The sequence below is a fragment of the Fluviicola sp. genome, from assembly GCF_039596355.1.
In the GTDB taxonomy this organism is placed as follows: domain Bacteria; phylum Bacteroidota; class Bacteroidia; order Flavobacteriales_D; family Crocinitomicaceae; genus Fluviicola.
This window is the reverse complement of sequence record NZ_JBCNJW010000004.1, coordinates 322,819-335,689: the sequence shown is the minus strand read 5'-3', so window position 1 is coordinate 335,689 and position 12,871 is coordinate 322,819. Positions and strand designations below refer to the sequence as shown.

Below are 12,871 nucleotides of genomic sequence, written 5' to 3'. Positions count from 1 at the left end.
CTGTAAACAATAACATTCAGCATTTATACTATTAGAAGCGAGTGCGGTAGCCGAGCTAAAAATTTGCGCATTTGCGGTAGAAATGAAGCGTGGGTTCATAGTGTGATGAATTCCCTAACTTTTTTGTATCCAAACCTACCTGACTTAAGTACATAATTCCCCCAACTTGTTTTTATTCTATCTTTTGAAAGATCACTTAAACAACGATATTCACGATTCTTCCCGGAACAACGATTAGTTTCTTCGGTGCTTTTCCTTCCAGCCATTTTTGAGCTTCCGGCATGGCCAAAACTGCTTCTTCTACTTCTTTGGCAGAGAAGGTAGTTGGCAATTCAGCGTTAAATCGCATTTTTCCATTGAAAGATACGGGATAAACGGTATTTGCTTCTACCAGCATTTCCGGGTTGAATTTCGGGAATGGAGTTGTAGAAACCGTTCCTGCCGGATGGCCCAATGCTTCCGACCACAGCTCTTCTGCGGCATGTGGTGCATAAGGAGCGAGCAGGATCACCACTTGTTCCAGGATTTCTTTCGAATGACATTTCTGATCCGTCAGTTCGTTGACACAAATCATCAGGTTTGAAACATTCGTATTGAAGGAGAAACGCTCCAGGTCGTCTTCTACTTTTTTGATCGTTTTATGCAGCGTTTTCAGAGCTTCCTTGCTTGCAGGAGCATCCGTTACGATCAGGTTTCCATTCTCGTAGAACAAGCGCCATAGTTTGCGCAGGAAGTTGTGAACCCCGTTGATTCCTTTCGTATCCCACGGTTTGGTTTGCTCCAAAGGCCCCAGGAACATTTCGTACATGCGCAGGGTGTCTGCACCGAATCGTTCTACCAGTTCATCCGGTGTTTGAACGTTGAACTTCGATTTGGACATTTTTTCCACTTCGGAACCACAGATATAAGTTCCGTCGTCTTCCAGGATAAATTCTGCGTTCGCAAACTCCGGACGCCATGCTTTGAATGCTTCGATGTCCAGTTTATCGTTATCGACAAGAGAAATATCTACGTGGATTGGAACGACCTGCTTTCCTTCTTTTTTAGAAAAAGTAATATAGGTCTTGTTATCTTCCAGTCGGTACACAAAACTACTTCTTCCCAAAATCATCCCCTGGTTAATCATCTTCTTAAACGGTTCGTCGAAAGAGATGTAACCGCGGTCGTAGAGGAATTTGCACCAGAAGCGGGAATACAGCAAGTGTCCGGTAGCGTGCTCCGAACCTCCGATGTACAGGTCGACCTGGTTCCAGTAATCCGCTTTTTCTTTGGACACGAATTCGTGGTCGTTTTTCGGATCCATGTAGCGCAGGAAGTAGAAGGAACTTCCGGCCCAGCCCGGCATGGTGTTGTATTCCATGCGTTCGCCCTCGAAATACTTCCACGCACTTTTCTCGGCACGTGCCAATGGCGGTTCACCGTCTTCAGTTGGCAGGTATTTATCTACTTCCGGCAGTTCGATTGGCAAATGGGCATCGTCTACCAGGTAAGGAATGTCGTTTTTGTAATAAACCGGGAAAGGTTCACCCCAGTAACGCTGACGGGAAAAAATCGCGTCGCGCAGGCGGTAGTTTGTTTTTCCTTTTCCGATTCCCAGTTCTTCGATTTTTGCAATCGCAACGGTCATCGCTTGTTTGATCGGCAATCCGCTCAGGAAGTCCGAATCAGCAATGGTTCCTTCTTTCTCAACGTATGCTGCCTCTGAAATATCCACGTTTTCGAAGATATTTTTAATCGGGATCTTGAAATGTGTTGCAAAATCCCAGTCGCGCTGATCACCGCACGGAACGGCCATTACAGCTCCTGTTCCGTAGGAAGCCAGTACGTAATCACCGATCCACACCGGAATTTTTTCCCCGGAAAACGGGTGAAGCGCATAAGCTCCGGTAAACTGCCCGGTGATGTTTTTCACGTCCGCTTGTCGGTCGCGCTCCGATTTCAGGGAAGCCGCTGTTTTGTATGCTTCAACTGCATCTTTGTATTCCGCAGTGGTGATTTCATTTACCAATGGATGCTCGGGAGCAAGCACCATGAAGGAAACACCGAAAATGGTGTCGGGGCGGGTGGTGAAGACTTCGATCTCGGCTCCGCTCGATCTCCGTAGTTCATTGTTTGTTGACTGAGCGGAGTCGAAGGCAACCTCCTCCGCACTTGAACTGACAACAAACTTAACCGAAGCACCTACGGATTTCCCGATCCAGTTGCGCTGCATGTCTTTGATGGCATCTGTCCAATCCACGGTGTCCAAACCGGTGATCAGTCGTTCTGCGTATGCTTTGATGCGCATAGACCACTGGCGCATGAGTTTTTGTTCCACGGGATGTCCGCCGCGTTCAGAAAGTCCGTTGATGACTTCGTCATTTGCGAGAACGGTTCCCAAAGCCGGACACCAGTTTACCCAGGAATCAGCCAGGTAAGCCAGGCGGTATTCCATCAGGATATCGGATTGTTCTTTCTCCGAATAGCCTTTCCACTGATCAGCAGTGAAGATTTCTGCGAATTCGGTAACGGCTGTAATTCCTGCATTCCCATTGCTTTCAAAAGCAGCAATCAGGGTCGAAATATCTTCCGCCTTATCCGATTTCAGGTTGTACCACGAATTGAAAATCTGTTTGAAGATCCACTGTGTCCACTTGTAATAACCCGGGTCGGAAGTGCGTACTTCACGATCCCAGTCGAAAGAAAACCCGATTTTGTCCAGCTGGTCACGGTAGCGGTTGATGTTCTGTTCCGTCGTCAGCGCCGGGTGCTGTCCGGTTTGGATCGCATACTGCTCCGCCGGAAGCCCGAACGAGTCGTAGCCCATCGGGTGCAGGACGTTGTAACCTCTCAGGCGTTTGTAACGCGCGTAGATATCCGAAGCGATGTAACCGAGCGGGTGACCCACGTGTAATCCGGCTCCGGAAGGATATGGAAACATATCCAATACGTAGTATTTCGGTTTACTGCTGTTGTCTTCCGCTTTGAAAGTTTTATGGTCAGCCCAAAACTGGCGCCATTTCTTCTCGATTTCACTAAACTGATATTCCATGCTGTTACTTAGCTTATAAAGTGGGGCAAAGATAAGAAAAAGCGCAGCTTTTGAAGACAAAGTTGCAACAAACGTTAGTGCGACAGCAACGAAGGATAGATGTTCATCTCCCACAGCGGGAAACAGAGTCATGACAACTCTCAAAGCGGCTGTGATGACGGAGTCTTTCAATAAGGAAAATTGAAAATGTAAAAGGGAACGGGATGTAGTTCAAGGCTGACGTAATATTGCGGAATTACGTCCTGAATTGCAGGATACACACCGCTGTTCGCAAGCTACACGTTCAAAAACGGTCAAAATTCAGCCGCCCTGTTTTGGCTGTAACCAATTCGTTTTATTTGTGTTATAACTAAAAGAACGACTATGATTCTCCGTATTTTCTTTGCGCTTTTCGCAATCAGTTCCGTATTCGGAATAGCAGCTTCGGCACATGCTGCGGAACAAGTATTTACATCCGGACGAAGTGTTTTGGAAATGAAAACGTCTTCCGTAACAAAGAAGAACAACTTCAAACCCAAAAAACGTAAAAAATCGAAGCCGAGAAGACACGGATGTGAAGCGTACGGAGGATAGTTTTCGGAATTCCGGGGTAATGGCTGAAGGAATTTTTGAGAGGATATGAATCCCTTGCTGTGGCTGGGCTAATCCCGCACGTGCGGGATCCGTCATTTGGAGAGGTGTCCTGGTATGAATTTCCCAAAAAACAGCATCCCCATCCACACATAGAACAACACATTCCCGAAAAAAACTATTTTTAGTGCATGTTTCGATTACTGCTTGCGCTCCTGATACTCCAGTTTTGCTTTATTGCATCCTTCAATAAGGTATTTGCAGCAGGTGGCGATGAGGCAAGCTACAAGCGTGCATATTTAACCGAAAAGGACAATACCAAACGATTCTGGCGCCAGGTGGCACTTGGGAAGTACTACCAGTTCAACGATGTTCAGAAAGCAGATTCTATCCGCTATGCCATTATTGATGCGAGCCGCACGGAGTCTGATTCTGCGAAACTACAGGCACTCATTTTCGATTTGAGAATTGAAGAGTTGCGTGGAAACAAAACAGCATATTACGCAAAAATCCTCCAGTTACAGCCCTATCTGTCGCGTACAGACTCCAAGCTGAACCAGGTCTATATTTTTCACCTGCTGGCAGAATATCACATTGCTTTCCGGGAATACGAACAAGCTGGGATTTACCTCACAGAGGCGTTGCGCTTTTCGAAACGGGTACGCAGCTATGCGCTGATTGCTGAAACGGATCGCTTGCTGGCAAAACTGAATATGGAGCAGAACAAACGCGATGCTTCACTGGAATTTGCAGAAACTTCCACACAATATGCCCGGCGTTCATCCGATAAATCCCTGATGGCAAAATGTGTGAACATGCAGTCGGTGATTTACAACTTTTTCGGGCAGGTAGAGCTTTCGGTTTCCAGGAACTTCATCGCACTTCAGTTGGCTAAGGAAGCCAATGATTTCCCGCAGGTTGCGCAGTACCAGCGCGAGATCGGGGAATCCCAGTTCCAGATTTTTAACTACGACAATGCGAACAACTTCTTCATGCAGTCGCGGGAAACAGCGTTGCGCATTCGCGACAAACGGTTGGTCGGGTTGGCAGACACAGATATTGGTTTGGTGAAACTGGCCAAAAAGGACTACACACATGCAATCAATGATCTGAAGGATGCTGTTCGAACCCTGCAGGCATTCAACGACCAGGATGGTTTGGGACTGGCACACAAATACCTTGGAAATGCATTCAACGAGCAGAAAAAATACAACGATGCGCTCCGTTATTACAACATGGCGCTGGTTTATTTCGAATCCGCAGCCAACCGGCCACAGATTGCTGCGGTTTATCACCTGGTCGGGACCGTATTTGCTGAACAGGGAAAATACAAGAATGCGCTGAATTACCTGAACCGCTCCATTGAGATCCGCTCGCAGTACGGAAGCATCGGCGGGATTTACGCTTCTTATAAAGAAATGGCGGATGTGTACAAGAAAACCGGGAACATGGATCTGGCATACAAATACCTAAACATGTATTCCGATTATGCAGACAGTGCCCGGGTGGTGGAAGTGAGCGCCAAAATTGCCGAATTGTCGGAGTTGTACCGTTCGGAACAGCGCGAGCGTTTGATTGCCATTCAGGCAGATTCGATTGAATTGCAGCGGAAGCAGAAGGAAAACACCGAATTGCGGAATATTTTCCAGACATACATTATTATCGGGTTTATCGTCGTGCTGGCGCTTGGCGCATTGATTATCTACAACCGCTGGAAACAACGAAACATCAAACAGCTGCAGCGGGAGGCGGAAATGAGCCAGACCCTGCTGCGTTCCCAGATGAATCCGCACTTTGTCTTTAATGCGATGTCGGTAATCCAGAGTTATATCTATGAGAACGACACGAAGAACTCAACCAAATTCCTGGTGAATTTTTCCAAACTCATGCGCCTGATCCTGGAAAATTCGTCCAAAGAGTTTATTCCGCTGGGAACAGAGATCGACATCCTGAATAAGTACCTGGAAACACAAAAACTGCGTTTCGGTGATCGTTTTGAATATGAAGTTTCTGTGAATGAACAATTATTACAGCAGGAAGTCGTTATTCCGCCAATGATTACGCAGCCGTTTATTGAAAATGCCATTGAACACGGACAACTGCATACCATTGAAGGCGGGTTCATTCATGTGCGGATTACAAAAGATGAAGAAATGCTGCATGTGGTGATCGAAGACAACGGAGTGGGAAGAAAAGGCGCGAGAAATAATAAGAAAAGTGCCGAACACAAGAGCATGGCAATGAAAATCACGCAGGACCGGATCGACAATCTGAGCTACAAATACAAAATTTTGGGCCGGATGGAGATCGAGGACTTTGATAAGGAGAAGGAAACCGGTACGCTGGTGAATATCTATCTTCCGTTCCGTAAAGAGGGAGGGACTTCTTTTTAATTGAAAATGCAAAATGCAAAAGTGAAAAGAATTTGTTTTAGGAATTAGGAATTAGGAATTAGGAATTAGGAATTAGGAATTAGGAATTAGGAATTAGGAATTAGGAATTAGGAATTAGGAATTAGGAATTAGGAAAATTTTTATCTTTCCAAAAAATACTTCACAGTATATGAAAAAAGTATTAATCATTGATGACGAGCAGCGTACCCGGGAATTAATCGCGAAAATGATCGAATCATTCGACCTGGACATTCAGACATTTCCGGTCGGAGAAAACGTGCAGTCAGGACTAGCCGCCATTGCAGAAATCAAGCCCGATTTAGTTTTCCTGGACATTCAGATGCCGGACGGAACCGGATTCGACTTGTTGAAATCCGTTCCGGAAAAAGACTTCGGAGTTATTTTCATTACGGCACATGAGGAATTTGCTATCAAGGCAATTAAATTCTCCGCGCTGGACTACATCCTGAAACCAGTAGATCCGGAAGAACTCAGAAGTGCTGTTGAGCATGCACTGGATTCGATGAAAGAAGAAGAGTCGAAGCAGGAACCGCAGTTCGAAGCCCTCCAGAACAATATCCAACCGAATCAGAAAAGACGCCTGGTGCTGAAAACCCAGGAAAGTGTTCATGTAGTGGATCTGGATCACATCATTCGTTGCGAGGCCGACAGAAACTATACATCATTTTTCCTGACGGAAGGCAAGAAGATTTTGGTTTCGCGCACGCTGAAAGATTACGAAACATTGTTATCAGGACATAACTTTCTGCGCGTGCAGCAGTCGCACCTGATTAACCTGAACTTCGTAGATCGTTATGATAAAGGAAACGGCGGTGCGGTGGTGATGAAAGACGGTTCTGAGGTTCCGTTGTCGCCTGCGAAAAGAGACATCTTCTTCCAGATTCTGGAGAATTTATAAATCACGTTAACTTATTTTGGCTAAATATTCATCCAAACAGGGGATATATTCATTGGCCGGATTCGGATTCCAACACATTACTATCTTAGAAGAGGAAATAAGGAGAATGGAATCAGGTTGTTTTCTATGTTAGGTTTAAGTTAAAACGGAAAACACTGCAATGGAGAGGCAGTTTTTTCATTTTCTAGTTTTATTGAAGAGTATACAGTTCTATCTCCGTCAAAGACTTGACCAATTAAAAACTTAGAAACAACCTGATTTTCATGAATAGTTGATTTGTTCACACGCGACATAGCAAACTAAAACACTACTAAACTAATTTAGAGAGACTCATGCACCAGTTGTTCATGGGTCTTTTTGCGTTAAGAAGTATTAAACAATCTCCCGTTTAAATGTTTTTTTTCAAGTTTGGTCGAAAACTCCTTTTTCAATTCATCAAATGATTTATTTTTGCTCAAAAATGGAAATGGACACAACGAATTTTGTTCAAATTGAGAAAGAGGACGTAGCAGCGTTGCATTTTCCGAAAGAAGAAATTTTGGAAGATACAGATTTGGTTGCCGTGCGTAGAGCAAATGTGGATCGTGCAATCTCTCTTGGTAATTTGGAACATTATAAAGTAAAGATTTATTTTGCAGACGATAGCGGTGAGAAAGTTGTACATACAACTATATGGGCTGTGACAGATGTTGCAATCGTTTTGAAACAACACGTTCTTATTCCTATCAATCGTATCATCAAATTAGAAATATAAAAGCCGCATGTCGAAAAAGAAGACAATTATTAGCTATGATAAGCTGAATATCGATCAGAAGAAACAACTACTAATTGCTTTTCCGGAAGGATTTTCCGGGAACACTACTAAAATGACGAACCCAATTACCGGAGAAGTATTTGATTCCTTGCTTTGGGAAACAGACGACATCATTTATTTGGTAAAACTTCCGAAAGTAACAGTGAAGTCTCCTTCTGTAGACGATGACGACGATGACTTCGAAGATGATTTCGACGCAGTTGACGCAAAAGGAGATGATGACGACACTCCGGATGATGACGATGACGACGATTCATACGGTGATGCTCCTGATGAAGAAGCTGACGAAGAGGATGAGGATTAAAAAAACAGCATAAAACTAAAAGCCCCGGTCATTGAGTCCGCCTCAGCGGAAAATACCGGGGTCTTTTTTTTAATAATATGGCAGAAGAACAGCAAGCAGCGGATCAACCGGTCGATGAGAAAGCTCTGAAGCGTAAAAAGTGGTTAAAACGTTTCGGACTAGCTGGCTTTTTATTCTTTTTGATCAAAGGATTGATTTGGATCGCTGTCGGATTGTTTGCCTGGAAAGGCTGTTCTTAAAAAAAGCTTTTATTGCGTGAAAGCCTTCCGGTGACGGGAGGCTTTTGTTTTGATACGATTCTTTGAATCAATTTAATAAATCGATTTAGGATGTCAAGAGTTGAGTTTGTTTTGACAGAAACGGACGCTTTTCGTTTTTCAAAAGAAATTAGATTTAGCCCAAATCAAAACAAACTATTTTATGAAGCTTATTAATCACTTATTGATCGCCGGGGCGCTCCTGGCAGGAATCGGCGCATCCGCACAATATGTACCGGATCCGGCATTTACGAATGATTTTGCCGGGAGAACCGGTCATTCCAATTCCAACCTGACCAATCCTGCGGGAGCCGGATTTATGCAAGCTCCGAAATGCATCGTTCAATCCGGAAGTTACGTTTATGTTGCCGGAAAAACGGTCGATGATCAATTCATTTACGGCGGGTATATCCTGAACAAGAAACACGCAACAACAGGAGCCAATCCCTTGTTAATCAAGTTGAATTACGGTCTTTTGACCACAGGAACCGTGAATTCGGATGATATCTGGGTATATGCCATGACTCCGGATGCTAACTCGGACAGGTTGTACGTTGTGGGAAGAACATCCGCTACCGATAAAGGAATTGTCTTATGTTTTAAACTGAGTACCCTGGCGCTGGAGACGGGATTCAACGGAACCGGAATTCTGCTGATGGAAACCGGATCAGCTGTATTTGACATCGTGATGAAGGATGTGTTCAGTTTATTGTCGGTGCGAAATATCGCGGGGGAAATCCGTATCACTGAAATCTCGATCGCTGGAGTCACCAGTACGACTTCAACACTCTCTGCTTCCGGGAAAACATATAAATCAACAAGAATTAAAAGTTATCCGGGATTGGCGAATCGTTTTTTTATCACCGGGTCTTGTAAGGATAATACTTCCGGGGTCACTTCTCCGGGTGTTTGGGGAGTTGATTACGTGGCGGGTGGTCATGGTGGAACTTCTTCGATCGTTTTGAGATGCGAAAATGCCATGCAGCTTTCCACGGAAGGTCCCGGAGAGTTCCTTGATCTTTGTTTTCCGTACAATAGCAATACACAGAAGTACGACATTGTCTGTGTTGGAAAAACCAATGCAGTCAGCATTGCAGGAAGTGGAATCTTTGTCAAGTATAAAGGAAATACTACCACCGGACCAATCTTCAACATGGCGCTTGACAATACGTTCAAAAACCAAGCCTCGTTGCCGGGAACCGGGTATGCAAGTAATATTTCGGATCCGACAAACATGACTGTTTTCAGTGGTTGTGAAGTCATCGGAACTCAAATTGCAGTTTCCGGATCACACAAAGTGGGTAGCGCTGATCCGCACGATGCGCAGGTAGGAATGATCAGCTCAACGGGAGGATATACTTCCATTTACATCGCTCCATATTCTACAAACCCTACGTATAGCGGAAATGTTGTTCATTATCCCGGAAGACTTTGCACCAATGCCCAAAGCCAGATTTTTGTAGTTGGCTGTGACTATGGATTGAGTGCTTTCAAATTGAAGCCGTAATTAATCGAAAAAGGTAGGGATTAGTCCCTACCTTATTTAGGTATCATTTACACAACCGGAGAACTGAGCGGAGTCGAAGTTTCCGGTTTGTTTATTAATCATTCAATTTCAGAACCGCCATAAACGCTTCCTGCGGAACTTCTACTTTTCCGACCTGGCGCATGCGTTTCTTACCTTCCTTCTGTTTCTCGAGCAATTTACGCTTACGGGAAATGTCCCCACCGTAACATTTTGCCGTTACGTCTTTCCGCAAAGCCTTGATTGTTTCACGCGCAATGATTTTCGCACCGATTGCTGCCTGGATTGGAATTTCGAATTGCTGACGCGGAATCAGTTCTTTCAGTTTCACACAAATCTTTTTCCCCAGGTCATACGCATTGCTGCGGTGAACCAATGCCGAAAGGGCATCCAGCTGTTCTCCGTTCAGAAGCATGTCCATCCGGATCAAATCCGATTCCTTGTACCCGATCGGGTGATAATCAAACGATGCGTAACCACGGGAAACGGATTTCAAACGGTCGTAGAAGTCGAATACGATCTCTGCCAGCGGCATTTCGAATGTCAATTCCACGCGATCCTGAGTCAGGTAAACCTGGTTGCGTAATTCACCACGCTTTTCAATACACAAAGTCATAATCTGGCCGATATACTCCGACTTGGTAATCACCTGCGCTTTGATATAAGGTTCCTCAATGCGGTCGATCGTTGAAGGATCCGGCAATTCGGAAGGGTTGTTAACGATAAAACGTTTATCCGGCTCTTTGGTCGTGTAACAGAAGTACGATACGTTCGGAACGGTCGTAATCACCGTCATATTGAATTCGCGCTCCAAACGCTCCTGGATGATTTCCATGTGCAACATTCCGAGGAATCCGCAACGGAATCCGAAACCAAGTGCCGCGGAAGATTCCGGTTCGAACACCAGGGATGAATCGTTCAGCTGCAGCTTCTCCATCGAATAGCGCAATTCTTCGTACTCGTCGGTTTCTACCGGGTAAATTCCTGCAAATACCATCGGTTTTACGTCCTCGAATCCTTTGATTGCTTCTGTAGTCGGGTTTTCTGCCAGTGTGATCGTATCTCCGACCTTGACTTCTTTGGCTGTTTTAATTCCTGAAATGATATACCCTACGTCTCCGGCACGAACTTCTTTTTTCGGACTTAGATCCATTTTCAGGATTCCGACTTCGTCTGCGTTGTATTCGCGTCCGGTATTGAAGAATTTGACCTTGTCGCCTTTTTTGATCACCCCGTTTTTCACCCGGAAATAAGCAATAATTCCGCGGAAAGAGTTGAATACGGAGTCAAAGATCATGGCCTGAAGCGGTGCGTTTTCATCACCTGACGGAGCAGGAATCCGCTCGATAATTGCTTTCAGGATTTGATCCACTCCCAAACCTGTTTTCCCGGAAGCCGGGATCACATCACCCGGGTCGCAGCCGATCAATTCAACAATTTGATCCGTTACTTCTTCCGGCATCGCGCCCGGAAGATCCATTTTATTCAGAATCGGGATGATTTCAAGGTCGTGTTCTAAAGCCAGATACAGGTTCGAGATTGTTTGCGCCTCGATTCCCTGTGAAGCATCCACAATCAGCAGAGCGCCTTCACAAGCGGCAATGGAACGGGAAACTTCGTAGGAAAAGTCCACGTGTCCCGGAGTGTCAATCAGGTTCAGCACATAATCCTGACCTTCAAACTTATAGTTCATTTGAATCGCATGCGACTTAATGGTAATCCCACGTTCACGCTCCAGATCCATGTCGTCGAGGGCCTGAGCCTGCATTTCACGATCAGAGATTGTTCCGGTTGTTTGCAGCAAACGATCGGCTAATGTGCTCTTACCGTGGTCGATGTGTGCGATAATACAAAAATTGCGTATGTGCTTCATGGCGCAAAGATAATGCTTTTTTTTTCAGTTTTTAAGCGAGTCAGATCGTGCCGGAACAGCGCATTATCCGGAAAGAAAAATACCGGAGTTGAAAACGATTTAGTTGTTACTTTCTTCCTGTAAAGTGGTCCATTGTTTTATAAATACCAAGTACTTTTCCTGCTACCCAATCAAAAACGGCTAAGGGAAAAATTCCCTGTGATATGCGTGTCAAACGATAAATATATCCCGGAATGGTTACGAGAGTCTTGTTCTTTTCTATCGACCGGATGATTGTCAGTGCCGCACGTTCCGGATCCAGAATCGGAATGCGCGAACGAACCCCGTCAAACATACCCGTGTTGATATAGTAAGGCATAATGGTAGTGACGCCGATGTTTTTACCTAAACGTTTCATTTCCAGCCGCACACTATCTGACCAGCCTGCAGCTGCCCATTTGCTTGCTGCGTATACAGCCATTTTCGGATTTGAAATAAGCCCGGCGGACGAGGCAATAGTGCAAATATGTCCTTCATTCCGCTCCAGCATATCCGGAAGGAAAAACCGGGTGATGTGCATGGGAGCAATGCTATTTACGGCCATGGTGCGTTCGATTTCTGTTTCGGTGTGTTCGTGGAAATATTTTCCTGTAACAACTCCCGCATTGTTAATCAGGATGTCGACTCTTCCGTGAATTTCTATTGTTTTGAGTGCGGTTTGAAGGGTTTGTTCCCAATTCGAAAGATCTGTCTGAAAACCCGAAATAACACCGAGGTGATTCAAGGATTCGAGCGTTTCCTGAATTTTAGCCTGGTCAATATCCCAGATAATGACTTTTGCCTTTCGTTCCAGAGAGAGCCTGGACATGATTTTACCGATTCCGGAAGCTCCTCCGGTAATCAGCACCGTTTTTCCTGTTAATGAACTCATAAGTAAAACTTTAAGATAGGAAAAATAAGAGAACTGCTTACTTCTGACGAGATGAAATAGCTTCGTTTTTTTAAGCCGGCTTCGAATAGTTTTGCACCCTCCCTTTTCCCAAAGCTACGAAATTAGGTGCCTGAGTGGATAGTCAGAACCTTATTTTCGGGGTCTTTTAAGTGCTGCTACTTTTAAGTGCTGCTATCGGAGATCTTGCAAAGGATGTTTTGTAGATGCAACACATACTTTTCTGCCTGGGGGAGTAGGCAACGGAAATCCGGATT

10 protein-coding genes are annotated in these 12,871 nt (G+C 44.9%); 7 read left to right on the top strand and 3 right to left on the bottom strand.

All coding sequences use genetic code 11. The features are described from left to right. Positions 1 to 196: 196 nt before the first annotated feature. Positions 197 to 3,031, bottom strand: a complete 2,835-nt coding sequence (leuS, locus tag ABDV94_RS11305) for a leucine--tRNA ligase (RefSeq protein WP_343747285.1) — start codon at positions 3,029 to 3,031, stop codon at positions 197 to 199. A 363-nt stretch (positions 3,032 to 3,394) separates the two neighbouring features. On the opposite strand from leuS, the gene ABDV94_RS11300 reads away from it, so the two are divergent. The 7 genes from ABDV94_RS11300 (at position 3,395) to ABDV94_RS11270 (ending at position 9,795) form a co-directional block, all read left to right on the top strand. Further along, positions 3,395 to 3,604 carry a hypothetical protein gene (locus ABDV94_RS11300; RefSeq protein ID WP_343747284.1) on the top strand — a complete coding sequence of 70 codons (210 nt, stop codon included), beginning with the start codon at positions 3,395 to 3,397 and terminating at the stop codon, positions 3,602 to 3,604. Positions 3,605 to 3,792: 188 nt separating this feature from the next. Then, positions 3,793 to 5,994 carry a histidine kinase gene (locus tag ABDV94_RS11295; RefSeq protein WP_343747283.1) on the top strand — a complete coding sequence of 734 codons (2,202 nt, stop codon included), beginning with the start codon at positions 3,793 to 3,795 and terminating at the stop codon, positions 5,992 to 5,994. A 169-nt stretch (positions 5,995 to 6,163) separates the two neighbouring features. After that, positions 6,164 to 6,913 carry a LytTR family DNA-binding domain-containing protein gene (locus ABDV94_RS11290; protein ID WP_343747282.1) on the top strand — a complete coding sequence of 250 codons (750 nt, stop codon included), beginning with the start codon at positions 6,164 to 6,166 and terminating at the stop codon, positions 6,911 to 6,913. Positions 6,914 to 7,379: 466 nt separating this feature from the next. Then, positions 7,380 to 7,667, top strand: a complete 288-nt coding sequence (locus ABDV94_RS11285; protein ID WP_343747281.1) for a hypothetical protein — start codon at positions 7,380 to 7,382, stop codon at positions 7,665 to 7,667. A gap of 7 nt (positions 7,668 to 7,674) precedes the next feature. Further along, a complete protein-coding gene (locus tag ABDV94_RS11280; RefSeq protein WP_343747280.1) occupies positions 7,675 to 8,031 on the top strand; it encodes a hypothetical protein in 357 nt (118 codons plus the stop codon). A 77-nt stretch (positions 8,032 to 8,108) separates the two neighbouring features. Continuing rightward, complete coding sequence (locus tag ABDV94_RS11275) at positions 8,109 to 8,270, top strand: hypothetical protein (RefSeq protein ID WP_343747279.1); 162 nt, start codon at positions 8,109 to 8,111, stop codon at positions 8,268 to 8,270. A 181-nt stretch (positions 8,271 to 8,451) separates the two neighbouring features. Beyond that, positions 8,452 to 9,795 (top strand): hypothetical protein, encoded by a 1,344-nt coding sequence (locus tag ABDV94_RS11270; RefSeq protein WP_343747278.1) that lies wholly within the window; start codon positions 8,452 to 8,454, stop codon positions 9,793 to 9,795. A gap of 94 nt (positions 9,796 to 9,889) precedes the next feature. On the opposite strand, the gene lepA is transcribed toward ABDV94_RS11270, so the two are convergent. Next, positions 9,890 to 11,686, bottom strand: coding sequence for a translation elongation factor 4 (gene lepA, locus ABDV94_RS11265; RefSeq protein ID WP_343747277.1), 1,797 nt, complete (start codon positions 11,684 to 11,686; stop codon positions 9,890 to 9,892). Positions 11,687 to 11,792: 106 nt separating this feature from the next. Beyond that, the gene (locus tag ABDV94_RS11260) at positions 11,793 to 12,596 is read right to left on the bottom strand and encodes an SDR family oxidoreductase (RefSeq protein ID WP_343747276.1); all 804 of its coding nucleotides are present in this window, start codon (positions 12,594 to 12,596) and stop codon (positions 11,793 to 11,795) included. Between the last annotated feature and the right edge of the window lie 275 nt (positions 12,597 to 12,871).

What these genes read in the sequence shown, in the direction of transcription:
- leuS (WP_343747285.1), bottom strand. Translation starts at nt 3,031, where the DNA reads ATGGAATATCAGTTTAGTGAAATCGAGAAGAAATGGCGCCAGTTTTGG.
- ABDV94_RS11300 (WP_343747284.1), top strand. Translation starts at nt 3,395, where the DNA reads ATGATTCTCCGTATTTTCTTTGCGCTTTTCGCAATCAGTTCCGTATTC.
- ABDV94_RS11295 (WP_343747283.1), top strand. Translation starts at nt 3,793, where the DNA reads ATGTTTCGATTACTGCTTGCGCTCCTGATACTCCAGTTTTGCTTTATT.
- ABDV94_RS11290 (WP_343747282.1), top strand. Translation starts at nt 6,164, where the DNA reads ATGAAAAAAGTATTAATCATTGATGACGAGCAGCGTACCCGGGAATTA.
- ABDV94_RS11285 (WP_343747281.1), top strand. Translation starts at nt 7,380, where the DNA reads ATGGACACAACGAATTTTGTTCAAATTGAGAAAGAGGACGTAGCAGCG.
- ABDV94_RS11280 (WP_343747280.1), top strand. Translation starts at nt 7,675, where the DNA reads ATGTCGAAAAAGAAGACAATTATTAGCTATGATAAGCTGAATATCGAT.
- ABDV94_RS11275 (WP_343747279.1), top strand. Translation starts at nt 8,109, where the DNA reads ATGGCAGAAGAACAGCAAGCAGCGGATCAACCGGTCGATGAGAAAGCT.
- ABDV94_RS11270 (WP_343747278.1), top strand. Translation starts at nt 8,452, where the DNA reads ATGAAGCTTATTAATCACTTATTGATCGCCGGGGCGCTCCTGGCAGGA.
- lepA (WP_343747277.1), bottom strand. Translation starts at nt 11,686, where the DNA reads ATGAAGCACATACGCAATTTTTGTATTATCGCACACATCGACCACGGT.
- ABDV94_RS11260 (WP_343747276.1), bottom strand. Translation starts at nt 12,596, where the DNA reads ATGAGTTCATTAACAGGAAAAACGGTGCTGATTACCGGAGGAGCTTCC.